The organism is Labrenzia sp. CP4 (assembly GCF_001579905.1).
Classification (GTDB): domain Bacteria; phylum Pseudomonadota; class Alphaproteobacteria; order Rhizobiales; family Stappiaceae; genus Roseibium; species Roseibium algicola.
In genome coordinates this window covers 3,884,640-3,908,301 of the sequence record NZ_CP011927.1, presented here as the reverse complement: position 1 = coordinate 3,908,301, position 23,662 = coordinate 3,884,640, and the positions used below count along the sequence as shown (strand labels likewise).

23 protein-coding genes and 1 pseudogene are annotated in these 23,662 nt (G+C 58.5%); 15 read left to right on the top strand and 9 right to left on the bottom strand.

Going from position 1 to position 23,662, the window contains the following annotated elements:
* Positions 1 to 118: 118 nt before the first annotated feature.
* On the top strand, positions 119 to 2,254 hold the full coding sequence (locus ACP90_RS17970) for a sodium-translocating pyrophosphatase (RefSeq protein WP_023003813.1): 2,136 nt from the start codon (positions 119 to 121) through the stop codon (positions 2,252 to 2,254).
* Between the two features lie 65 nt (positions 2,255 to 2,319).
* Here ACP90_RS17970 and bamE read toward each other — a convergent pair whose 3' ends face one another.
* On the bottom strand, positions 2,320 to 2,757 hold the full coding sequence (gene bamE / locus ACP90_RS17965; protein ID WP_006931570.1) for an outer membrane protein assembly factor BamE: 438 nt from the start codon (positions 2,755 to 2,757) through the stop codon (positions 2,320 to 2,322).
* A gap of 38 nt (positions 2,758 to 2,795) precedes the next feature.
* On the opposite strand from bamE, the gene ACP90_RS17960 reads away from it, so the two are divergent.
* From ACP90_RS17960 to ACP90_RS17940, 6 genes are all read left to right on the top strand, one after another.
* Positions 2,796 to 3,419, top strand: a complete 624-nt coding sequence (locus tag ACP90_RS17960; protein WP_208993360.1) for a ubiquinol-cytochrome C chaperone family protein — start codon at positions 2,796 to 2,798, stop codon at positions 3,417 to 3,419.
* Positions 3,420 to 3,474: 55 nt separating this feature from the next.
* Positions 3,475 to 4,047 carry a DUF177 domain-containing protein gene (locus ACP90_RS17955; RefSeq protein WP_055653457.1) on the top strand — a complete coding sequence of 191 codons (573 nt, stop codon included), beginning with the start codon at positions 3,475 to 3,477 and terminating at the stop codon, positions 4,045 to 4,047.
* 214 nt (positions 4,048 to 4,261) lie between these two features.
* On the top strand, positions 4,262 to 5,326 hold the full coding sequence (gene plsX, locus ACP90_RS17950) for a phosphate acyltransferase PlsX (protein ID WP_062489137.1): 1,065 nt from the start codon (positions 4,262 to 4,264) through the stop codon (positions 5,324 to 5,326).
* On the top strand, positions 5,323 to 6,300 hold the full coding sequence (locus ACP90_RS17945) for a beta-ketoacyl-ACP synthase III (protein WP_062489136.1): 978 nt from the start codon (positions 5,323 to 5,325) through the stop codon (positions 6,298 to 6,300). Before plsX ends, ACP90_RS17945 begins: the two co-directional genes overlap by 4 nt.
* 141 nt (positions 6,301 to 6,441) lie before the next feature.
* Positions 6,442 to 6,756 carry an integration host factor subunit alpha gene (locus ACP90_RS28035; RefSeq protein WP_023003819.1) on the top strand — a complete coding sequence of 105 codons (315 nt, stop codon included), beginning with the start codon at positions 6,442 to 6,444 and terminating at the stop codon, positions 6,754 to 6,756.
* Positions 6,757 to 6,776: 20 nt separating this feature from the next.
* Positions 6,777 to 7,376 (top strand): MerR family transcriptional regulator, encoded by a 600-nt coding sequence (locus tag ACP90_RS17940; protein WP_062489135.1) that lies wholly within the window; start codon positions 6,777 to 6,779, stop codon positions 7,374 to 7,376.
* 15 nt (positions 7,377 to 7,391) lie between these two features.
* On the opposite strand, the gene ACP90_RS17935 is transcribed toward ACP90_RS17940, so the two are convergent.
* From ACP90_RS17935 to ACP90_RS17925, 3 genes are all read right to left on the bottom strand, one after another.
* Positions 7,392 to 8,771 carry a hypothetical protein gene (locus ACP90_RS17935; RefSeq protein WP_062489134.1) on the bottom strand — a complete coding sequence of 460 codons (1,380 nt, stop codon included), beginning with the start codon at positions 8,769 to 8,771 and terminating at the stop codon, positions 7,392 to 7,394.
* Between the two features lie 106 nt (positions 8,772 to 8,877).
* Entirely contained in the window at positions 8,878 to 10,077 is a 1,200-nt protein-coding gene (locus ACP90_RS17930; RefSeq protein WP_062489133.1) for a glycerophosphodiester phosphodiesterase family protein, read from the bottom strand.
* 78 nt (positions 10,078 to 10,155) lie between these two features.
* Positions 10,156 to 11,391, bottom strand: coding sequence for a cytochrome P450 (locus tag ACP90_RS17925; RefSeq protein WP_062489132.1), 1,236 nt, complete (start codon positions 11,389 to 11,391; stop codon positions 10,156 to 10,158).
* A gap of 262 nt (positions 11,392 to 11,653) precedes the next feature.
* Here ACP90_RS17925 and ACP90_RS17920 point away from each other — a divergent pair, with 262 nt between their 5' ends.
* Positions 11,654 to 11,857: a hypothetical protein gene (locus ACP90_RS17920; protein WP_023003824.1), complete on the top strand. Its 204-nt coding sequence runs from the start codon at positions 11,654 to 11,656 to the stop codon at positions 11,855 to 11,857.
* A gap of 165 nt (positions 11,858 to 12,022) precedes the next feature.
* Positions 12,023 to 13,096, top strand: coding sequence for a DUF389 domain-containing protein (locus tag ACP90_RS17915; protein ID WP_023003825.1), 1,074 nt, complete (start codon positions 12,023 to 12,025; stop codon positions 13,094 to 13,096).
* Positions 13,097 to 13,162: 66 nt separating this feature from the next.
* Here ACP90_RS17915 and ACP90_RS17910 read toward each other — a convergent pair whose 3' ends face one another.
* The 5 genes from ACP90_RS17910 to ACP90_RS17890 are packed head-to-tail and all read right to left on the bottom strand — an operon-like array spanning position 13,163 to position 17,261.
* Positions 13,163 to 13,669, bottom strand: a complete 507-nt coding sequence (locus tag ACP90_RS17910; RefSeq protein ID WP_062489131.1) for a GAF domain-containing protein — start codon at positions 13,667 to 13,669, stop codon at positions 13,163 to 13,165.
* A gap of 31 nt (positions 13,670 to 13,700) precedes the next feature.
* Positions 13,701 to 14,453, bottom strand: a complete 753-nt coding sequence (locus tag ACP90_RS17905) for an ABC transporter ATP-binding protein (RefSeq protein WP_023003827.1) — start codon at positions 14,451 to 14,453, stop codon at positions 13,701 to 13,703.
* Positions 14,450 to 15,295 carry an ABC transporter ATP-binding protein gene (locus tag ACP90_RS17900; protein WP_062489130.1) on the bottom strand — a complete coding sequence of 282 codons (846 nt, stop codon included), beginning with the start codon at positions 15,293 to 15,295 and terminating at the stop codon, positions 14,450 to 14,452. The genes ACP90_RS17905 and ACP90_RS17900 overlap by 4 nt, the downstream gene beginning before the upstream one ends.
* Positions 15,292 to 16,188 (bottom strand): ABC transporter permease, encoded by an 897-nt coding sequence (locus ACP90_RS17895; RefSeq protein ID WP_023003829.1) that lies wholly within the window; start codon positions 16,186 to 16,188, stop codon positions 15,292 to 15,294. Before ACP90_RS17895 ends, ACP90_RS17900 begins: the two co-directional genes overlap by 4 nt.
* Positions 16,185 to 17,261: an ABC transporter permease gene (locus ACP90_RS17890; protein WP_062489129.1), complete on the bottom strand. Its 1,077-nt coding sequence runs from the start codon at positions 17,259 to 17,261 to the stop codon at positions 16,185 to 16,187. The genes ACP90_RS17895 and ACP90_RS17890 overlap by 4 nt, the downstream gene beginning before the upstream one ends.
* A 223-nt stretch (positions 17,262 to 17,484) precedes the next feature.
* On the opposite strand from ACP90_RS17890, the gene ACP90_RS17885 reads away from it, so the two are divergent.
* From ACP90_RS17885 to rfbD, 6 genes and pseudogenes are all read left to right on the top strand, one after another.
* Entirely contained in the window at positions 17,485 to 18,153 is a 669-nt protein-coding gene (locus ACP90_RS17885) for a cupin domain-containing protein (RefSeq protein WP_062489128.1), read from the top strand.
* A gap of 25 nt (positions 18,154 to 18,178) precedes the next feature.
* On the top strand, positions 18,179 to 19,765 hold the full coding sequence (locus tag ACP90_RS17880) for an ABC transporter substrate-binding protein (RefSeq protein WP_062489127.1): 1,587 nt from the start codon (positions 18,179 to 18,181) through the stop codon (positions 19,763 to 19,765).
* 92 nt (positions 19,766 to 19,857) lie between these two features.
* Complete coding sequence (locus ACP90_RS17875; protein WP_062489126.1) at positions 19,858 to 20,952, top strand: M24 family metallopeptidase; 1,095 nt, start codon at positions 19,858 to 19,860, stop codon at positions 20,950 to 20,952.
* Positions 20,953 to 21,114: 162 nt separating this feature from the next.
* Complete coding sequence (rfbC, locus tag ACP90_RS17870; protein ID WP_062491739.1) at positions 21,115 to 21,693, top strand: dTDP-4-dehydrorhamnose 3,5-epimerase; 579 nt, start codon at positions 21,115 to 21,117, stop codon at positions 21,691 to 21,693.
* Positions 21,690 to 22,773, top strand: a pseudogene (rfbB, locus tag ACP90_RS17865) (dTDP-glucose 4,6-dehydratase). Before rfbC ends, rfbB begins: the two are co-directional and overlap by 4 nt.
* The gene (rfbD, locus tag ACP90_RS17860) at positions 22,770 to 23,660 is read left to right on the top strand and encodes a dTDP-4-dehydrorhamnose reductase (protein ID WP_062489125.1); all 891 of its coding nucleotides are present in this window, start codon (positions 22,770 to 22,772) and stop codon (positions 23,658 to 23,660) included. The pseudogene rfbB and the gene rfbD overlap by 4 nt, the downstream one beginning before the upstream one ends.
* Positions 23,661 to 23,662: the final 2 nt, after the last annotated feature.

Genomic DNA, 23,662 nt, shown 5'->3' with positions numbered 1-23,662 from the left:
GAGGCGCGCCGCTTTGCTGCTATCGTTACCCTCCCTCACGTCGAGGAATTGATGTGAAGGGCCGTCAGGCGGCAAAAAACGACAAGAAAATCAGTCCGCCGCAGCTTTGGGAGGAAGTATGATCGAGCTTGTCGTCATCATTTGTGGCCTCTTGTCCATTGCCTATGGGGCGTGGGCCATCCAGTCCGTTATGGCAGCGGATGCAGGGAACGCGCGCATGCAGGAGATCGCCGAGGCGATCCAGGAAGGGGCTAGCGCTTATCTCAATCGTCAATATACGACTATTGCCATTGTGGGGGCCGTTGTTTTCGTGCTCGCCTGGCTATTGCTTTCCGGCACCGCGGCAATCGGATTTGCCATCGGCGCCGTCCTCTCGGGAGCTGCCGGTTACATCGGCATGATGGTTTCCGTCCGGGCCAATGTGCGCACCGCCCAGGCGGCCAGCCAAAGCCTCGGGGCAGGGCTGGAAATCGCGTTCAAGGCCGGTGCCGTCACCGGCCTTTTGGTTGCCGGGCTCGCGTTGCTTGGCGTGGCAGTCTATTTCGCCATCCTCACCGGAATGATGGGGTACGACCCGACGGACCGTACAGTGATCGACGCGCTGGTCGCACTCGGCTTCGGTGCCTCCCTCATATCGATCTTCGCCCGTCTCGGTGGCGGTATCTTCACCAAGGGGGCTGACGTTGGCGGTGACCTGGTCGGCAAGGTTGAAGCCGGGATTCCGGAAGATGATCCACGCAACCCGGCGACTATCGCCGACAATGTCGGCGACAATGTCGGCGACTGTGCGGGCATGGCGGCCGATTTGTTCGAAACCTACGCGGTGACGGTCGTCGCCACGATGGTTCTGGCCTCGATCTTCTTCACGAGCAGCCAGGCCATCGACCTGATGCACCTGCCGTTGCTGATCGGAGCTAGCTGCGTGGTGACGTCCATCATCGGCACGTTCTTCGTCAAGCTCGGCAGCAACAACTCGATCATGGGGGCGCTCTACAAGGGCTTCATTGCCACGGCAGTTCTGTCCGCGGTAGCCCTCGCGATCATCATCTTCGGCTGGATCGGTGCCGGCACCGAGTTCACGACATCGGGCGGCACGACCTTTACCGGGTTCGATCTGTTCGTCTGTGGTCTCGTAGGTCTCGTGGTGACCGGGCTGATCATCTGGGTGACCGAATATTACACCGGCACGGAGTATCGTCCGGTGCGATCCATCGCCCAGGCGTCCGTGACCGGTCATGGCACCAATGTGATCCAGGGTCTGGCCGTGTCACTGGAAGCAACGGCCCTGCCGGCGCTGATCATCATCGCGGGCATTCTGGTCACCTACGCTTTCGCGGGCCTCTTCGGGATTGCGATTGCCGTAACGACCATGCTGGCGCTCGCAGGCATGGTGGTAGCGCTCGACGCCTTTGGTCCGGTGACCGATAACGCCGGGGGGATCGCCGAAATGGCGGATCTTCCGGCGGAAGTGCGTACCACGACGGACGCCCTCGATGCGGTGGGGAACACCACCAAAGCGGTCACCAAGGGCTATGCTATCGGGTCTGCTGGGCTAGGTGCGCTGGTTCTCTTTGCCGCCTATACGGAAGATCTGAAGTTCTTCTCCAGCAATGCTGCGGAAGGGTCGATCTTCTACGGCATCGACGTCGGCACCCTGTTCACATTGTCCAACCCCTATGTGGTAGCAGGTCTCCTGTTCGGCGGTCTGTTGCCCTATCTCTTCGGCGGCATTTCAATGACCGCCGTCGGCAGGGCTGCCGGAGCGGTGGTGGAGGAAGTCCGCCGCCAGTTCAAGGAAAAGCCGGGCATCATGCAGGGCACGGAACGGCCGGATTACGGCCGTGCGGTGGACATGCTTACAAAGGCGGCGATCCGGGAGATGATCATCCCCTCGCTGCTGCCGGTGCTGTCGCCCATCGTGGTGTTCTTCCTGGTCAAGGCCGTGGCAACACCAGCCGACGCCTTCGCGGCGCTTGGTGCGATGCTGCTGGGTGTGATCGTGACAGGGCTCTTCGTGGCCATTTCCATGACCGCCGGTGGCGGTGCCTGGGATAACGCCAAGAAGTCCTTCGAGGACGGCTTCACCGACAAGGACGGTGTGACCCACCAGAAGGGAAGCGAGGCGCACAAGGCCTCGGTGACAGGCGATACGGTTGGGGATCCCTACAAGGATACCGCCGGTCCGGCCGTGAACCCGATGATCAAGATCACCAACATCGTAGCCTTGCTGCTGTTGGCGATCCTGGCGCACTGACGCCCCGGAAAAAGAAAGCCCCGGCCGATGGCCGGGGCTTTTTGCATAGGGTTGAGACTTTCGCCTCAGAGACCAAGGCTCGGGTTGGTCGCACCGCGCAGGATCTGCGTCAGGAAGCCATAGTCGGCACCGCCCGTACGGGTCTTGCGGGTGACGATGTCGACGATTTTGCCGTCTTCAAGCGAGTAGTTGCCGAGGTCCTGGACGTAGCCGTCCTTGTCGAAGTAAACCGCGACGACGCGCTGCTCGACGATATCCGGAGCCATGAAGGCGGTCGTGGCGGTTTTCTGCGAAATGTAATAGTAGGCATCGCCGTTGAGGCTGGACGTAGTCGACGGGGTTCCCAGGACCAGCTCAACCTGTTCGCGGCTGGAGCCGACCTGAACCTGGTTCAGCATGTCGCTGGTGATCACGTGCCCGTGCGTATAGGTGGAGGTAAAACAGCCGCCGAGCGGTAAGGTGACCAGAAGCGGAAGGATCAGGGCGCTTGCCTTGAAGTTCATCTAAGAATTCCCGTTTCGCCAGACCGGTCTGGCTGCTCTTGAATTTCGTTGCTTGGCAAAGTCACTATCGTGGGATAGGGCACAAGGCAACACCTGACTTAAAAGGAGATGCCATGCTGTTTGGCCTGTTCCGCCGTCGGACCCGCGATGCCGAGCACAAGGTCTATTGTGAAATCGTGGCTCAAGCACGGCAGCCAGTCTTTTACACCGACTTTCAAGTGCCCGATAGTGTCGACGGCCGTTTTGACATGATCGTGGCCCATGCAGTGCTGTATTTCCGCCGAATGCGCGGGGAAGGGAAGTCGGTCTCGGAGTTTACGCAGAACGTCTTTGACCTGTTCTTTCTGGACATGGATGCATCGCTGCGTGAAATGGGTGTCAGCGACACGCGCGTGCCCAAGAAGGTGAAAGTCATGGGCGAAGCCTTTTATGGTCGTGCCGATGCCTATATTCCGGCGATTGAATCAAAAAACGTTGAGGAGCTGGCAGAAGCGCTCGGCCGCAACATCTATCCGGATGCACCGGAGCCGGTCGCACAGAAGCGTTTGGCGTACTATATGCTGGAAGCTGCCGAAAGCCTCGAGGGGCAGACGGTGGAAGCACTGATGAACGGGAGCATCGTCTGGTCCGACCCTGAAAAATTCAAGGCATTGCCGGTCTGAGAGCCAAGCCGGCGGTGCAAGAGGCCGCGACAAAGGTGCCAAGGTAAAAACAAAAATGACAAAAGAAACTTTCCCCTATTCGTACAAGGTCAACGCCGCCCGCGTTGTCGACAAGGACGAACGCGTCACTGTCAGTCCGGACGAAGCCGCGCTCAAGGCCATAGCAAAGACCTATGAGCTCGATGGTATTCGTGACCTCAAGGCGGATTTTCTTCTGAAACCGTATCGCAAGGCGGGACTGCGTGTCGTCGGCCCGCTGACGGCAACGCTGGAACAGACCTGTGTGGTGTCGCTGGAACCTTTCGAAAGCCAGCTGAAGATCGATGTCGATCGCACCTTCGAGCCCCAGTCCAGCCGGCCGCGCAAGGTCAGCGATCTCAATGAGGACGGCGAGATTGAAATCGACCTGGAAACGCTCGACCCGCCCGATGTCATTCTGGACGGCGTTCTCGACCTTGGTGCCGTGATCTGCGAGGAACTTGCACTTACGCTCGACCCGTTCCCCCGCAAGCCGGGAGTGGAGTTCGAGGGTGGCGATGGCGACGACGACAGCGTCGATGAAGAGCCCGAGGCCAAACCGTCCCCCTTCGCCGCCTTGAAGGCACTCAAGGAACAGCCGGATAACTGATATCCATTGTATTCACAGGTGCCGGAACGATTTGGACTGGGTCTTCATGCAGGTTTTCAACGTCAGAACTCTCCGCGATCAGGAAAACGGTTGTCAGTCTTGCCAAAACCGTTATGTTCGCGCCCGTTCTAGGCCCTTGCCGGACCTGCAGGACTTTGTCTGGAAGCACCACTCGGTGCTGTTCTTGGTAGCGAAACGTCAAAAGACCTTCTAGATGGCGAAAACTATTCCGATTTCTCTGGATGCCATGGGCGGCGATCATGGGGCTGACGTCGTCATTCCCGGGGCAGAAATTGCGCTTGTCCGCCATCCTGACATCCGTTTCCTGCTGTTCGGCAATGAAAAGGTCGTGCTGCCGCTCCTGGAAAAGTATCCAAGGGTTCGCGATGCTTCGACGTTCCATCATTGCGATGTCTCCATTGCGATGGACACCAAGCCCAGTCAGGCCCTGCGTCAGGGGCGCTGGCGCTCGTCCATGTGGCGGTCCATCGAGGCGGTAAAGACAGGCGATGCATCCGTTGCGGTCTCTGCCGGCAACACGGGCGCGCTCATGGCCATGTCCAAGTTCTGCCTGCGGACAATGGCCAATATCGAACGTCCGGCGATCGCGGCCATCTGGCCGACCATGCGCGGCGAGTCCGTGGTGCTTGATGTCGGTGCAACGATTGGCGCCGACGCACAGCAGCTTATCGATTTCGCCATTCTCGGTGGCGCGATGGCGCGGGCCCTGTTCGGTGTCCAGAAGCCGAGCGTCGGCCTGCTGAACATCGGCGTGGAAGAGGTCAAGGGACTGGAAGAGGTTCGCACCGCCGGCCGGCTTCTGCGCGAAACGCCGCTGCGCTCGCTGCATTACGCCGGTTTCGTCGAGGGTGACGACCTTGGAAAAGGCACTGTCGATGTCGTCGTGACCGAAGGCTTTGCCGGTAACATCGCGCTCAAAACCGCGGAAGGCACAGCCAAGCAGATCGGCAGTTACTTGCGTTCGGCCATGAATCGGACCTTTATGTCCAAAATCGGCTATCTCTTCGCCAAAGGCGCCTTTGATCTGCTGCGCGAGAAAATGGATCCGCGCAAGGTCAACGGCGGCGTGTTCCTGGGACTGAATGGCATTGTGATCAAAAGTCACGGCGGGACGGATGCCGAGGGTTATGCCTCGGCGGTCGACCTTGCCTACGACATGGTCAAAAACGAACTGACACACAAGATCGCCCAGGATCTTGTGCATTATCATCGTGGCCGCTTCGCTGAAGCCGCGCCGACATCGGAAGGTGATTTGTGAGCGTAATCCGTTCGACCGTAACCGGCTGCGGAAGTTTCCTGCCGGAAAAAATCCTGACCAACGACGATCTCTCCAAGATGGTCGACACGTCTGACGAATGGATCGTTCAGCGCACCGGCATCCAGCAGCGCCATGTTGCTGCCGAAGGCCAGATGACCTCGGATCTTGCTCTGGAAGCTGCCAAGCGGGCGCTGCAAAGCGCCGGCCGGGATGCTCAGGAGATCGACACAATCATTCTGGCAACCGCCACACCGGACAACACCTTTCCGGCAACGGCTGTCACCGTCCAGGCCAACCTGGGCATCTATCACGGTGCCGCATTCGATGTGCACGCCGTTTGCTCGGGCTTTGTCTATGCCCTGACGACGGCCGATGCCTATATTCGGGCAGGCTTGGCGAAGCGTTGCCTGGTTATCGGTGCAGAGACGTTCTCACGCATTCTGGACTGGACCGACCGGACGACCTGCGTTCTCTTCGGCGACGGCGCTGGTGCTGTCGTGGTGGAAGCAGCGGAAGGCGAAGGCACGACGGCCGACCGGGGTGTCCTTACATCGCACCTTCGCTCCGACGGCCGACACAAGGAAAAGCTCTTCGTCGACGGTGGACCGTCCTCGACCGGGACCGTTGGGCATCTCCGGATGGAAGGCCGTGAAGTCTACAAGCATGCGGTCGGCATGATCACCGACGTGATTGAAGATGCCTACAAGGCAACGGGCACCACATCGGAAGATCTCGACTGGTTCATTCCGCATCAGGCCAACAAGCGCATCATCGATGCCAGCGCCAAGAAACTCGGTATCGCACCTGAGAAGGTCGTGACCACGGTCCAGCATCACGGCAACACCTCTGCCGCGTCCATTCCGCTTGCGCTGGATACGGCCGTCAGGGACGGACGTGTCAAAAAGAACGATCTCGTGATGCTGGAAGCAATGGGCGGCGGATTCACCTGGGGCTCCGTTCTGCTGCGCTGGTAAGTCCTGTCTAACTTCCTACGACAAATCTGATTTCCACCAAGAGTTCCGGTTGACCGGCTCGCCGCAAGGCCGTACCGTATGGCCTTGCATCGGAGTTCTTGTGCAAAATCAGCCAGATGATGGCGTCGTTGAGGAGGGGTTATGGGCAATCGGACTATTACCCGCGCTGATCTGTGTGAGGCCGTTTATCAGAAAGTTGGTCTGTCCCGGACCGAGTCTTCTGAATTGGTCGAACGCGTACTTTCTGAAATTTCCGACTGTCTTGTGACCGGAGAATCAGTAAAATTATCAAGCTTCGGGTCTTTCGTGGTCCGCTCCAAGGGGGAGCGCATCGGCCGCAATCCGAAGACCGGCGAGGAAGTACCTATTTCACCGCGCCGGGTGATGGTGTTCAAACCGTCTAACGTATTGAAACAGCGGATCAATGATGCGCTGACAGGACAGGCCAGCAAATAGCCAGAAAATTATAAGACCGGATGAGCTCGCAGGAAAAAAGCCCCGACGCCTTTCGTACTATCAGCGAAGTCGCAGAAGATCTTGACCTGCCGCAGCACGTGCTGCGGTTCTGGGAAACACGCTTCTCGCAGATCAAGCCGCTGAAGCGTGGGGGAGGTCGCCGGTACTACCGGCCGGACGATGTCGAGCTTCTGAAGGGCATCCGTCATCTGCTCTACGGTGAAGGCTACACGATCAAGGGTGTACAGCGGATCCTGAAAGAGCAGGGGCCACGCTTCGTCATGCAGATCCGGCATGAAGACATGTCGGCCCTGCAGGCCGTTGCCACTGCAGAACCGGCACCGGCGGAGCCTGCGCCTGCCCCTGCGATGATTTCCCAAAATGGCCAGCATGAAATCCATAACGGCCCGTTGCCAAGCGGCGTTCTGGCGGACAATGCACCGGAACCGGCACCAGCCCAGGGTCATGGGCATTTCAGTATTCTTGGTCGCCTGCGCGGTGAGAAACCGGCTCAGGGCACAGGGTCCCATTCGTCTGTGACGAAGGAGGATATCCGCCGCCTGCAGGCAACCCTCTTTGAGTTGCTGGAATGCAAGCGAACGCTGGATCAGGCACGCTGACCCTCATACCTGGCCTTACTGGTCTGCCTTGCGTTTGAAAAGTTTCGCCAGGAAGCCAGGTTTTTTGCCGGCCTTTTCCGAAGTTTCGTTCGAAACCTGAGCCTGCTTGACGAAGTCTCGCAATTCGGCAACCGACATCCTTTTTGATGAGGGAGAAGTCTTTCCAGCAATGCGGGTGTCATCCAGCTGCCCGGCTGCAGTGGCGATCGTCTGATGAACTTGCGATGCAGTTGATGGTGAAACGGCGGAAGCAGTTTCAGGGTAAGCTGGTATAGCTGACTGATCAGGCCGGTCCAGTGCCGACATCTCCTGCTCGAATGCCTCTTCGCTCCGAACGTCTGGAGGCGCTTGAGAGGGAGCCTCTTCCTTCAGTTCCTGTAAACGTTCCAGGATGGCCGCGTCCACGGGGTCGTGCGGATCCAGTTCTGTGTCCTCGCTCCCGTCCGAATAACTCCCGGTTTCATTCAGGTCTTCATCGTAGCGAACGTATTTTGTCGGCACATCTTCACGGAGGATACCGAATTTGGGATTGTGGACGACCTTGAGTTCAATCGTACCCAACCCGTCATCGTCTTCCTCATGGTAGATCACCTGGATCTTTTCGTTTTCCTCACGGCCAAAAACGTCTCCATCATCGATCAGGCGACTACTCTTGTTCGTGAACTTTGAAAACGCGACGAGGATCTCGGCAAGGTACTCTGGCGGCAACCTGCAGGGCAGAACCTCCACCCTGTACCCGGTTAGCCACTGGGAGCCGATCCCCATCATGCCGATCAATTGCTCGCCGGTTTCGGGATCCTGTTGTCCGTAAGGATTGGGCAAGAGGTACAGGTCGTCGTGGTTTGAGGCGCGAGCCAGCGCCGAGAAGGCATCCGGCTTCAGCAGGAAGCTGCTTGGAGCCCAAAAGACGGCGTCCGGCCGGGATCTTTCCACGATGATCGCCGTGATCAACCTTGCGATCTCCATGGCTTGCAAGGTTTCTGCAGCCTCGCAGAAAGCCAGACTTTCCACTCCGGAAAGTGTCTTCAGGTTCTCTGGCAGCGAATCCGTGGGGATGAGGCTTTTTCTGACCGAAATCTGCGTGCAGGCCGCAATCTCGTTCAAAAGGTCGGCCGCTTCCGGAAAAGCGGTCCGGGCATAGATCGTTTCAAGCGCAGCATCTATCAGCGGCGTGTGTTCGAAGAGGCCTGTCTGTGTGACAAGGACATGGAACTTGCCGCACAGAAACCGCTTGTTGACGTCGTCTGATGTGTTCAACAGCTGGCAGGCGCTGCGCGGAACGCCCACCTTTTCCGCGACGGCTACAATGACAGCCATGATCGCGTCTCCGTCAAGCGGCTGATAGCGCTTGTAGAGGATCTGGGAATCGACGCTTGGAAGCGGATGCGTTTTCAACGGTAAGACCACACCTGATTTGCGGAATGATGCGGGAGGTTAGGCAACTTTGGTGAAAAAGGCCTTATCGCCTCTCACCTTGGTTGCCAAAACCGGTTCCTGCACGTCACTCCAGTCCGAGACAGGACGCATAAAAGCTCGTGGTTGCCGGCCAGTCCGAAAAGATGCCCTTGACGCCAACCTGGCGCGCCAGAACATCCACAACCTCATAAAGCTTGCCGTCGCCGTCGATGGCATCGTTGACGGTCTGATAGTACCAGCCGCCGCCGGACGACAGCGGTCCCGACCTTTCAAGCGTCCAGGCAATCAGCTCGATACCGGCTTCCTTTGCTGCAATCGCATAAGCCGAGGGAACGATCTTGCCGTCTTCCTGCGCAAGAAGGACAAACAGCGGCGGTGCGAGGTAGTTGACGCCCATGTCCTTCAGTTCGGTCATGGAAGGGGAGAAGGTTTCCGGATCCATGGGATCAACATCGCGGCGGCTTTCAAGGAAGACTGCCTGCTTTCCGAAGTCCGGTTCGTTTTCGATCCAGTAGAGAACGTCATCAAGGTTGAAGGATTGCGGGTAGACGTCTTCTGCCGGGATGCCTGCCGCCTTGTATTCGTCAATCAGTTTCTGGGCGTAGTCGGCCTGGGTAAAGCCATCAAATGGCATCTCGACTTCAGGGGCTTTCAACTCCGGAGTGAATTTCACGCCGAGGTCCTTGAAAAGGCGGATCGAGGCGTCGTGTGTCAGCAGCGTTCCCGTGCCCGCGTAGAGATCCGTGCGCCAGGGCGCGGTTCCATTCTGGTAAGCTTCAGGCGTTGTTGCCGCTTTGTCTGCACTGTCCATCTTGCCCTGCAAAGACGAGAACTCAGCCAGGGTCAGATCACTCGTCCGGCATTCGGCCGCGGCCGGCGTCTCACCCGAGGCCGGAGTGAAGCCCGTGGTGCATTTGTCGGCGAGATCGGTCGTCAGAATGTTCGTGGTCGTGTGCAGATCGTTCTGGGAATGCCGGCACACCAGTTCCTTGTCCTTGGTAAAAGTGACGTCGCATTCCAGGATGCCCGCTCCCATGAGTGCCGCAGCCCGGTAGCCTTCCTCCGTGTGTTCTGGAAACTGCAATGGGGCCCCACGATGGCTGATGGAAAACAGGGTGCGTTTTGCCGGCTTGCCGATGCAGGCTTCCAAGGTCTCCTTCAGCGGGCCGTCAGCCATCTGGGACACAAGGTAGGCGGGGCGGGGCCCAAGCTCGACAGTGCCTGCTTGTGCAGGCAAGACGGCACACAGCCCGGTCAGGCAAAGAACAACTTGTTTGAGGTGCATGAGGTATCCAATGGCTTTCGTGGCAAGAAGGGCAATAATTAGCGGCACGCATGCCGGGAGCAAGTGCAATAGCTGCAACTAGGCAGGTTGCCAGGCAAGTCTGAGTGCTTCCGGGCCTCTCACGGACAGGCCACGCTTGTAGGTGACGTTGTCATCAATCAGCTCAATCGTGCTGAACCTTTTCAGCAGTGTTGAAAAGATGATGTCCATATCCAGACGTGCAAGATGGTTGCCGAGGCAGAAATGTGCGCCCCGGCCAAAGGCAATGTGCCAATTCGGCGTTCTGCCAACATCGAAGCGGTCAGCGTCGGGAAATTGGGCCGGGTCGCGGTTGGCTGCTCCATAGAGGACGCCGAACTTCGTCCCGCGCGGATACGCGTCGCCGCATACCGTCATGTTTTCGGTGGAATAGCGGTGGAAGAACGGCAAGGGTGATTCATAGCGAAACATTTCCTGCACGGCCGTTTTCATCAGCGTGGGATCTTCGCGCAGGCGCTGCAGCTCTTTCGGAAACTTCAGCAGCGCATGCATGCCGCTGCCGAGAACGTCGATGGTTGAACCGTGACCGGCCATCAGGATCAGCATGGCGGTCGAAATGAATTCGTCCTCGTTCATCTGGCCGGCCCGTTCAGCTTCGATCATGAGCGACAGAAGGTCGTCCTGTGGTGCGCGTTCGCGCTCTGCCTTCAGCGTTTGCAGATAGAGATAGAATTCGGTCGTGTTGCGTTCGGCCAGTTCCTTGCGCTCATCCGTCCGGTCGATGTCGAAGTACTGAACAATGTTTTCCGACCAGATGCGCAGCTGCGGGCAGTCTTCATCGGGAACGCCGAGAACGCGGCCGATGATGTGACCTGGAACATGGGCGGCCAGATCTTCGATAAAGTCGATTTCGGTGCGGTCTGACAGACTGTCGAAAAGGCGGTCGACATAGGCCTGTATGTCATCGCGCAGCTTGCCGACCATCACCGGCGTGAACAGTCTGAACACCTGCTTGCGCAGCCGGTCATGAACGTCCCCGTCGCTGTCCAGCAGAGAGAACTGCACGAACCGGGAATGATGCGGCATGTCGTGCCAGTTCTGGGCACGTTTCATGTCCGCGATTTCTTCCGCGCTCGCGATGTGGTCCATGGAGCGCACCATCTTGCCGTTCTGCACGATTTCCGAAACGTCATCGAACGTCGCTGCCAGCCAGATATCGAAATCCTCGAAGTAAGTCAGACCCTTGCGGTCACGCAGTGCGGCGTAGAACGGGTAGGGGTCTCGTGCAAAGGCATCGGACAAAGGCGCGAAGGAAAGGTCTGTGGACGGGCTCATGAAGGGCTCTTGAGGTCGGGTTGGATGGGGTAGAATTGTGATTCTTGGCAGGGTCGAAGATTTGGCTGGCCAAGTGCAAGCGAAAAGCGGGAGCTATGGGCCATTTTTGACGTGTTTGGGCGAGTTATCCCAAGCCAGGCCTTCAGCTCTTGGGGATTGTGAGGAAATGACATTTCTGACGATATCGGCAGAGGTTCGGAAATCTTAACAATTCCTAAACGCGGGCTGGAAGGCCTGCTTGCACAGACCAGCAGAACCGTGAGTGCGTGAGGCCGAAATGCGTGTGCCAAAGGCTTTCAGTGACGAGTACCAGACCTTCTTGCGGGAGACGGGCTTGGACAACCCCAATCCGCAAGCCCTCCTCATGGAACTTGCCTCGCTCTCCATGGAAGTCTACCTGAAGGAAATCGCCTGGCTTTCCGAGTTCATCGGCAAGATCGAGCGCGCGAAAAAGGCTGCAGCCTGACGGTAAGCTGTTGACTGGATTGCGCCATTTCTGGCGGAAGAAATGTTTCCCTGGAATTTGGTCTCGTGCCTATCGAAGATTGTGAACCAAGTCGTTGCAATTAAGATGACGAATGACGCTACGTGAAGCATACTCGGATGATATAATGTCCGGAGCAGCTGTATCATGTCCATCAGTCAGTTCTCCACCACCAAGGAAATTCTGAGGTTCGAGGGCGCCAACAAGGCGGCCTATTGGCGCAAATTCGCTTTGCTGCTGTCGCTTGCCGTGATCATCGCGACGATGGGCCTGTTACGAAATTCCGGTGCTGTCGTGATCGCGGCCATGCTGGTGGCCCCGCTTATGACCCCCATCCTTGGCATCGCCTCATCGATCGTCATGGGATGGGTTGGAAGAGCGCTCGTCCTGATGCTGACTGTCTGGGTCGCCGCCGGCTGCAGCATCGTGATCTCGTGGTTGATTGTCTGGATAGCGGATGCGCCTTCAACGCTGCTGCTGCCGGATGAAGTCCTCAGCCGGAGCAATCCCGGGGCGGAAGACATGGTCGTTGCGCTCGCCGCGGGCATTGCCGGTGCCTATGTGCAGATCAGGAAATCGGAAATCAGCCTTTTGCCTGGAGCGGCGATAGGCGTGTCCCTGGTTCCGCCGCTCGCGGCAGCAGGGATCCTGTTGTACTTCGGAGAACAGGAGGCGGCCTATGAGGCCACATTGCTCTTTGCCACCAATTTCGGGGCGATCATCTTCTCTGCAAGCCTGGTCTACATCATCCTGGGCCCACGGGAGCGGCTCTTCCGCAAAGCACATCGGGGCGTCAAGTTCACGCTCGGCATGACGGTCACGCTTGCCTTCCTGTCGGTCGTTCTGGTCCAGCTTCTGGCGGCAACTTACCTGCGCTACATCGAAACCGGGACAGAAGCCATTCTGGCACAGCGCACCAAGGAGTGGGCGGGGGACACGCCTGTCGAGATCATAAGGGTTGACGTTCACGCCCGCACCAGGATTGCGGAAATCTGGGTACTTCTCGATCTGCCATCGGACGCGCAATACAAGATCGGCTCACTCGACGATTTTCTGCCGGTCGCCATGAAGGAACATCCGTTCAGAGAGGCCGCCCGTGAAGTTCTGGGAGAGGATTACAAGGTGGTCGTCAGATACCAGACACGCATTGCCTGGCTTCTGGATCTCGCCACGGAAACGATCGATGTAGCTCCTTCTGTCGATACCGTCAGAGAGGACTGACAGGTCATGCAAAAACAAACCCCGCCAGAGCGGCGGGGTTACGAGAGACTGCGTGTACTATTCGTCCTAGGAGGCGGTCGACAGCGACTGGCTTGCCAGATAGGCAGCCTTGGCCGGCACCGAAAGCCACGCCTTCGCCTGGGCAACGCGTTCCGGCGTATAGTGATGCTCCTCATCAAGCATGTTGACGGTGCCTACCAGCGTATCGCCGAGAACAACGGGCAGGTTGATGACCGAGCCGCAGCCGAGCCGGCCTATCAGCTCGTAATCGGGAAAGACGGTCGCAATATCGGCAAGCGTGTTTGCGACAAAGCTTTTCCGGTCCTTGTGTACGGTTTCAAACCAGCGGTCATAAGTGATCGGTTTGGTTCCGGAGACCGGGTAATCTTCCGGATGCGAAGTGTAGGAGCGCTGCGCCAGCTCGGTTTTCATGTCGGCTGTCATGAAGGTGAACAGCTTCACGCCAATGGTTTCCTGCGTCAGCTTCAGAAGAGCATCAAAAGGCGCATCCGGTGTGATCGCGGTGGAAAGGGCATGGTCAAACGTGGCCAAAGGGCCGGTGAAATCGGTCATGTATCGAAATCTCGAGCAATTCTGGTTGACGTTAGGCAGGGTGCAAGATGCCGCCGCTGGCGGCATAGAGTTCGCGGGAATATGGATCTGAGAGCTGACCCGACTTGAGAGCGTCGACACCGGCAATTTCCACCACGCGGCCATAGCGCATGACAGCCAGGCGGTCGCACAGGAACGAGACAACCGGAAGGTTATGCGTGACCATAAGATAGGTCAGGCCCTGTTCCCGCCGCAGCTTTTTCAGAAGGTTCAGGATTTCCGCCTGTACCGAAACGTCCAGTGCGGATGTCGGCTCGTCCAGTAGTAGAACGCGCGGTTCCAGCATCAACGCACGGGCGATCGCGACCCTCTGGCGCTGACCACCGGAAAGCTGATGCGGAAAGCGGAAGCGGAAGCGCTGGTCCAGACCGACGGCGGCAAGCATGTCTTTCACGCGGCCGTCCCGACCGCCAATACCATGAATGGCGAGGGGCTCTGCAAGGCAGGTATCGATGGTCTTGCGTGGATGAAGCGAGCCGTAAGGGTCCTGAAACACCATCTGGCAGGTTTCGGCAAAGGTCCTGTCCGGTGAATGTCCGCGAGGTTTTCCTTCAACGGCAATGGTGCCGGTCCAGTCCGGCGCCAGTCCGGAAATTGCCTTCAGGATTGTCGATTTGCCTGAGCCGGATTCCCCGACGAGCGCAAAACTTTCCCCTTCAGCAACATCGAAGGTGACGTCGTGAACGACAGCCGTGTCGCCATAGCTGATGGTGAGGTTTTCAAGATGGATGGCGGCGTCGGTCATGTTCCGGCTCCTGTGGTCCAGGTACTGCGGTCGAGAACGGGCAGCTCATCACGGTCTTCATTCATGCGCGGCATCGCGGCAATCAGGCCACGGGTGTAGGGATGCTGCGCGTTGTGCAGATCGCTCGCCTTGCACTGCTCGACGATCTCGCCGCTATTCATCACCAGGATGCGGTCGCAATAGCGGGACACAAGGTTGAGGTCATGACTGATCAGGATCAGACCCATGCCCTCGCCGGTGACCAGATCGTCGATAATGTCCAGGACCTGTGCCTGCACGGAAACATCAAGCGCGGAGGTTGGTTCGTCCGCAATCAGGAGATCAGGTTCCGGGATCAGCATCATGGCGATCATGATGCGCTGGCCCATGCCGCCGGAAACCTCGTGCGGATAAAGACCCGCAACCCGTGACGGATCGTTGATGCGCACAGCTTCCAGCATGGCGAGCACCCGTTCCTTCAGTTCCCGGCGTGGCAGCTTCTTGTGGGTGACAAGGGCTTCGGCAATCTGCTCGCCTACGGTCATCACCGGGTTGAGCGAGAATTTGGGATCCTGCATGACCATGGAAATGCGGGCGCCACGCAGATCGCGCATCTGGCGTTCACTTCGGCTGAGGAGGTCTATGCCGTCGAAGGTCATGCGCCGGGCGGTGACCTTGCCGGGCTTCCGGATCAGGCGCAGGATCGACCTGCCGGTCATGGATTTGCCGGAACCGGATTCGCCGACAATTCCGAGCCGTTCCCGCCCAAGCGTGAACGAAATGCCCTTGACGACATCCACCGGGCCACGGGCCGTCGGGAAGGTGACGGTGAGGCCGTCAACCTCGAGAAGCGGGGCGCTCATTGCTTGTCTCCCTGCTTGGGATCGAGCACGTCGCGCAAGCCGTCACCGAGGAAACAGAAACCGAGGCTCACCAGGATGATGGCAAAGCCCGGCATGGTGGCAACCCACCACTGGTCGAGAATGAAATTCCGTCCGCGCGAGATCATCGCCCCCCATTCCGGCAGAGGCGGCTGGGCGCCGAGGCCGAGAAAGCCGAGACCGGCGGCCGTCAGGATGATGCCGGCCATATCCAGCGTCACGCGAATGATCGTGGAAGAAGCGCAAAGCGGCAGAACGTGACGGAGGATAACGCGGGCGGAAGACGCACCTTGCAGGCGCACCGCCGCGATGAACTCTGCATCGCGGAAGGTAATCGTTTCCGCACGGGCGATACGCGCATAGGCAGGCCAGGCGGTGATCGCAATGGCGATGATGGCGTTCTCGATGCCGGGTCCGAGGGCTGCCACAAAGGCAAGCGCGAGGATCAGCTTCGGCATGGACAGGAAGATATCCGTCACGCCCATCAGCACCCGATCGGTCCAGCCGCCGAAATATCCGGAGACCGCACCGACGATGAGGCCGATTGGAGCGGCGATGACGGCCACCATGGTAACGATCATCAGCGTGATGCGCGCACCGTAGACAACGCGGGAGTAGATGTCCCGGCCAAGCTCGTCGGTGCCCATCCAGTGGGCCGCGGACGGCGGCATCAGGCGGTTTGCGAGATCCTGGCCGATGGGAGAGTAAGGGGCGATCAGCGGAGCGAAGATCGCCATCACGATCAGGACCAGGATGATGAAGCCGCCCACCACGGCAAGCGGATTGCGCAGGAGTGCTGCAAAGACACGCCAGGCGCGGCCAAGATTGGCCTGCAGGCGCGAGGCGGGGCTATCGTCGAGAAGCCAGTCGATCATTTGCGGGCCCTCGGATCGAGAATGCGGTAGAGCACATCGGAAATCTTGTTGATGAGGATGAACACGGCGCCGATGACGAGCGTCGCGCCCAGCACGGCGTTCATGTCGGCATTGAGAAGGGCACTGGTCAGGTAGTTGCCGATACCGGGCCAGGAGAACACGGTCTCGATCATCACGGAGCCTTCCAGAAGAGCGGCATAGGACAGGCCGATCACGGTGATCAGCTGGATACGGATCGGGTAGAACGCGTGGCGCCAGATGACACGGCGCTCGGGCACACCTTTCACCCGCGCGGTCGTCACATACTCGTGCCCAAGCTGGTCCAGCATGAACGACCGGGTCATGCGGGCGATGTAGGCAAGACTGAAGAAACCGAGGATCGATGCCGGCAGCATGAGGTGATCGAGCGCGTTCCAGAAGATGTCCCATTCGCCTGCGACAACACTGTCGATCAGGTAAAGCCCGGTTACGGGATCAACAATGCCGTCGTAGAAGATGTCGATACGGCCCGGACCGGCAACCCAGCCGAGGCCGGCGTAGAAGACCGCAAGGCCAACCAGCCCAAGCCAGAACGCGGGGACGGAATAGCCGAGAAGGCCGAGGACGCGGATCAACTGATCGATCCAGGTTCCCTGGCGGGTGGCGGCCAATACGCCCATAGGTACGCCGAGCAGCACACCGATCAGGATGCCGATCGTGGCCATTTCCAGGGTGGCGGGGAAGAACCGCCCCAGGTCTTCAGCGACCGGCCGACCGGTGGAAATCGACATGCCGAGATTGCCGGTGAAGACGTCGCCCACGTAGGAGAAAAACTGGATGACCAGCGGCCTGTCCAGTCCCATCGCCTGACGGGCAGCTTCATAGACTTCGTTCGATGCCCTGTCGCCGACTACTGCCAGAACCGGATCGATCGGCACCACGCGGCCGATGAAAAACGTGATTGCAAGCAGGCCAAGGAACGTTCCGGCCGTTACAAGACAGAAGCGCAACAGCGCCGCCGCACTGCCCAGCAGTTGGCTCGTCAACAGGCCCTCTCTTGCGTCGGTTACGCTCTCGGAAGGCTCAAAAGACATGCCAGTAGCGGCCTGTCGCCGTTCCCTGTTCAACCGGATTCTTCAAGTCCGTTCTCCACACTCATATGACTCATTTTCTGAATTAGAGTCTTCAGGTTGTTGTTTTTAAACAGCTTTCAGAAAGCGCTCGTAAGGCGCTTTTTTCGAAGCTGTCTAAAAAAGTTCTTGGAGCATACAAAAAAATCTGGTTACATCAAAAAAATTTTGATGGGAGTAAAAATCTTTGAGCAGTTCGACAGCACGTGCCGCTTCCGATGTCGATACAAAGGTTGGCGCGCTGATCCGTGCGCGGCGCCGGCAGCTGGGGTTCACCCTGCAACAGCTGAGCGATGCTTCGAACCTCTCGGTCGGGTATCTCAGTCAGGTCGAGCGTGATCACGCGACACCGACACTCGGATCTCTGGCGGGAATTGCCCGGGCACTCGGCGTCGGGCTGGATTACTTCGTGGCCCAGCCACGGGCCCAGGATGCACTGACCCGTGCCGCCACACGGCCCAATTTCTCCATTTCCGGTTCCGCCGTAAGCTATGAGCGGCTGGCAACCGAGTTTCCAGGCAATCAGCTTTCCTCGTTCATTCTCACCGTGCCGCCGGGATATGCCTCGGAAACGGTGAGCCACGAGGGCGAGGAGCTGATCTACATCCTGGAAGGGTCCATCACCCAGTACCTCGACGGGGAGGCGATGGTGATGACAGCTGGCGACAGCCTGCATTATCGGGGCAACACCCCGCATGCCTGGTCGAATCCGAACGATGCTCCGGCAAAGATTCTGTGGACCGGCACCCTCACGATTTTCAACGCCGGCGACGAGAAAACCAGCCGCATCGAGCTGGTGTCGCCTGACAAGAGCGCGGTGAAGCCGAGCCGCACCAAAAACAAGAACAAATCCTAACCCCCTGACAGACGGAGACGAAGAAATGAAGCTTTTAAGGACCGCGCTTCTGGCGGCCGCCCTGGCAATGCCGATGGCAATGCCTGCCGGTGCCGCGACACCGGACAACATTCTGGTGGTGGCGCAGAACATCGACGATATCGTCGCGATCGATCCTGCCCAGGCTTACGAGTTTTCCTCAGGCGAACTCGTGACCAATGTCTACGACCGCCTTGTGCAATATGACGCCGAAGACCCGACAGTTCTGGCACCGGGCCTTGCTGCCGAATGGCAGGCTGACGCTGATGCGAAGACCATCACCTTCACCCTGCGCGACGGTGCAACGTTCCATTCCGGCAATCCGGTCCGCGCAGAAGACGTGGTGTTCTCCTTTGCCCGTGTCATCAAGCTGAACCTTACTCCGGCCTTCATCCTTGCCCAGCTTGGCTGGACGGCGGAAAATGTCGAGGACATGGTCACGGCCGACGGCAACAAGGTCGTTGTCAAATACGAGGGTGACTTCTCTCCGGCGTTCGCCCTCAACGTCCTGGCTGCCCGTCCGGCTTCCATCGTCGACGAAAAGACGGTGATGGAGCATGAGGAAGATGGCGACATGGGCAACAAGTGGCTCAATGCCAATTCCGCCGGTTCCGGTCCGTTCGAACTGCAAACCTACCGCGCCGGCGAACTGGTGCGTTACAAGTCCAATGCCGACTACTTCAAGGGCGCGCCGAAGGTTGAAGGCGTGATCATCCGTCACGTTGCCGAAGCCGCAACCCAGCAACTGCTGCTGCAGTCCGGCGATGTCGACATGGCCCGCAATCTGACGCCGGACCAGATCGCCGGCATGGAAGGCGACACCATCAAGGTGGAAACCTATCCGCAGGCAGCCGTGCACTTCCTGTCCTTCAACCAGAAGAAGGACGTGCTGCGGCCTGAAGCGGTGTGGGACGCAGCGCGTTACCTCGTCAATTACAAGGGCATGACCGACAGCTTCCTGAAGGGCCAGATGGAAATCCATCAGACTTTCTGGCCGAAGGGCTTCCCGGGCTCCTATGACGAGACGCCTTACACCTACGACCCGGAAAAGGCCAAGCAGATCCTGGCGGATGCCGGCATCGAGACGCCGATCACGGTAACCCTCGACGTGATCAACTCCACCCCGTTCACGGACATGGCCCAGTCGCTGCAGGCAAGCTTTGCCGAAGCCGGGATCAATTTCGACATCATCCCGGGCACCGGTTCGCAGGTCATCACCAAGTACCGCGAGCGCAGCCATGAAGCGATGTTGCTCTATTGGGGCCCGGACTTCATGGACCCGCACTCCAATGCAAAGGCCTTTGCCTATAACAGCGACAATTCCGACGACAACTACCAGGCAACCACCACGTGGCGGAATGCCTGGGCTGTTCCGGCCGAGATGAACGACATGACCAAGGCTGCCCTGGCCGAGAGCGATGCGGAAAAACGCAACGGGATGTATGTCGAACTGCAGAAGGAAGTTCAGGCCAAGTCGCCGATCGTGATCATGTTCCAGGCAGCCTATCAGGTCGCCATGGACCAGAAGGTCGAAGGTTACGTCAACGGTGCGACGTCCGACTTCGTCTACTATCGTCTGGTAACGAAAAACTGACGCCAGAATCCAGGCCGTCCCGGTTTCCGGGGCGGCTTTTTTATTTGCTGACACAGCACACTGACTGACCAACCCCTCCGGAGTTTCCTGAAATGTCTTCCCTTTCCGATCAGCGCCTTGCCGCTTTGCGCGAGCGGATGTCTGCGACCGGGACCGACCTTGTGGCCATCGGTCCGTCCAGTCACATGATGTATCTGGCTGGTCTCGACCCCCACGGCGACGAACGGCCGGTGATGCTTCTGGTTTCCAGGAGCCATGCGGGCTTTCTGATGCCGGCGCTCAATGTCGACAGCTCACGCCAGAAGACGCACTTGCCCTTCTTCCCCTGGCGTGACGACGACGGACCGGACGCCGCGCTTGCCACATTGCTGGAAGCCTCCGGACTTCCGCAATCGCCAAGTGTCGTCATCGACGAAACCATGCGTGCCGATTTTGCGCTTCTGTTGCTGGACGCGCTCCCGGGCGCTTCTCGCCGGTTTACGGATGACACGGTCGGCTTCCTGCGTGCTCGAAAGGAAGAGGACGAATACCGCCGTCTTAAAGCCAGTGCCGTTCTGAACGACACTGCCGCCATCGCGGGCTTCGACGCCCTGACACCCGGCATCACGGAACTTGAGATCGCTGCCGTCATCCGGGAGGTCTACAAGCAGGCAGGCGCGACCCCGGTATTCACCTCGGTCTGTTTCGGTGGAAACGGCGCCTTTCCGCACCATCACACCGGCGAAACACAGCTGAAAGCCGGCGATGCCGTGCTGATCGACACCGGTGGCCGTCTCGAGGGGTACCCGTCCGACATGACCCGTGTTGGCTTCTTCGGAACGCCTACGGCGGAATTTGAGAAGGTCCACGCCATCGTCAACATGGCTGTGGAAGCAGCGCTTGCCGCTGCAAAGCCTGGGGTCTTGGCAAAATCAATCGACAAGGCGGCTCGGGATGTCATTGCAGATGCGGGCTATGGTGACTTTTTCACACACCGGACCGGCCACGGCCTCGGAATAGACATACATGAACCGCCATATTTGACGGCGACCTCCGAAACCGTACTGGACGAGGGCATGGTGTTCTCGATCGAACCTGGCATCTATCTCCCCGGCCAATTCGGCCTGCGTCTTGAGGAAATCGTCATCTTGCGGAAAGACGGCGCGGAAATCCTCTCGGACCTGCCGCGTGCGGCGCTTGTAAGGTGAGGGTACTCCAGTAAACGGACACGAAGCCGTTTTGGGAAACGAGGTCGGATTGTGGTTCCTTCGCCCTTGAAGGAACCTGAAAATCTTATACAGATTCGCGGCAAGACCTGCCTTGAAGCGGGGCTTGCCACGAAACGTGACCGCGAGACCCGAAACGGATTCATGCTCGAAGTAATTGAACTGGACATTCCCGAGGTCAAGATTCTCCGGCCGAAGAGGCATGGTGACAGCCGTGGTTTCTTCTCCGAAACCTACAACAAAGCGCTTCTTTCCGACGCCGGAATAGACATCGATTTCGTCCAGGACAATCATGCCTACTCTGCGGAAAAGGGAACGGTCCGCGGTCTGCATTACCAGACGCCGCCGTTCGCGCAGGACAAGCTGGTGCGTGTCGTGCGCGGAGCGATACTGGATATCGCTGTGGATCTGCGGCAAGGGTCTCCGACTTACGGCAAACACGTCTCGTCCGTCATTTCCGCGGAAAACGGTGATCAGATCCTGGTTCCGATCGGATTTGCCCACGGGCTGGTGACCCTGGAGGCGCACACGGAGGTTCTCTACAAGGTCTCGCATTATTATGCTCCGGAGCATGACCGGGGCATCGTGTGGAACGATCCCGATCTGGACATTGATTGGCGAATACCCGAAGCCGATGCCATCCTGTCGCAAAAGGATCAGGAACTCCCACCATTTGCCGATGCTGCCAGCTGTTTCACGTACCCGGAGGCCAGAGAACGATGAAAGTTCTTGTCACGGGGGGCGCCGGCTTTATCGGTTCGGCGGTCGTGCGAAAGCTGGTGTTGCAAGGCCTGGCAGAAGTAGTCACCGTGGATGCCCTGACATATGCCGGTAACCTGGCGTCCCTGGCTCCGGTCATGGAAGATCGCCGCCACCGGTTCGTGCAGGCAGATATCCGGGACGGGGAGGCAATGGCCAGTCTGCTGGAGACAGAGGCACCCGACGCTGTCATGCATCTGGCGGCTGAAAGTCACGTCGACCGGTCTATTGATGGCCCGGCTGCCTTTATCGATACAAATATCGTGGGCACCTACACCTTGCTGGAGGCGGTGAGAGGGTATTGGTCAGGCTTGCCGGTGTCTCGAAAGGAAGCCTTTCGCTTTCATCATGTGTCCACCGATGAAGTCTATGGCAGTCTCGGTCCAACAGGGGCCTTCAAGGAAACGACCGCATACGCGCCGAATTCTCCTTATTCCGCATCAAAGGCGGCGTCGGATCACTTGGTCAGGGCTTGGCACCATACGTATGGATTGCCGGTGGTCACCACCAATTGTTCCAACAATTACGGGCCTTACCAGTTTCCGGAAAAAACTGATCCCGTTGATGATCCTGAACGGCCTGGAGGAAAAGCCTCTGCCGGTCTACGGCGCGGGAGCAAATATCCGTGACTGGCTACATGTCGAAGATCATGCGGATGCGTTGTGGCTGGTCTTGACGCGCGGCACACCGGGCCAAGTTTACAATATCGGCGGTGACGCAGAGCGTCGAAACATCGATGTAGTCCATTTGATCTGCGATCTGTTGGATGAAGCGGTGCCTGGAGGAAAACCCCGGCGAGAATTGATCGAGTTCGTGACAGACCGTCCCGGCCACGATGCGCGCTATGCGATGGACATTTCGCGGATCGCTGCCGAACTCGACTGGCGACCCCGTTATTCATTCGAAAGCGGATTGCGCCAGACGTTGGACTGGTACCTTGCCAATTGCAGCTGGTGGGAGGCAATCCGTAGCGGTCAATATAGAGGGGACAGGCTGGGACTGGGTGCAAATGGTGTTTCAAGTGCATCTGCCGGTGTTCCATGACCCGTGTTCTGCTTACGGGAGCGAACGGTCAACTCGGTTATGAAGTCATTCGGCAAGCCCGGGCGCTGGCTCTTGATGTCGTGGCTCTCGACAGATCGACACTCGACATAACCGATCGCAATGCTGTGGCGGATGTCGTCCAGAACTTGGCACCCGACCTGATCATCAATGCGGCTGCATACACTGCCGTTGACCGTGCCGAGACCGACCGGCAGGCCGCCTTTGCGATCAACCGCGACGGAGCGCGCAATCTTGCGGAAGTGGCCGAACGGCGGGGTGCCGTCTTGATACATTTCTCCACGGACTACGTGTTCGACGGGGCAAAGCCGCAGCCTTATGTGGAAGAAGATACAGTCGGCCCGTTAGGCGTATATGGCGAAAGCAAGGAGGCCGGGGAGGCTGCCGTCCGCACAGTCTCAGAACGTCACCTGATCCTGCGCACGTCCTGGGTGTACGGCGTGCATGGTGCGAACTTTGTTCGGACGATGCTGAGGCTCGCACAGGAGAAGGATGTAATTCGGGTGGTCACCGACCAGACAGGATGCCCGACATATGCGGCCGACCTGGCTGAAATCGCATTGCAGCTATCCGTACGGGTCCTGAAGGGAAATTTTCCGAAGGGTGGATACGGAACATTTCATTGTGCCGGACAGGGGCAGGTGAGCTGGCATGGGTTTGCATCCAAGATATTCGAACTGGCCGGGGAACGATTATGCAAACAGCCGGAGCTGATTGGCATTGCGGCGTCGGAATTTCCAACGCTTGCAAATCGGCCGGCGAACTCGGCGCTTGATTGCTCTAAATTGTCACGTGTCCATGGCCTTTCCGCCAGGGACTGGCCAGTGGCACTGTCCGACATGCTTGACCGCCTGTATCTAAACGCCTGATA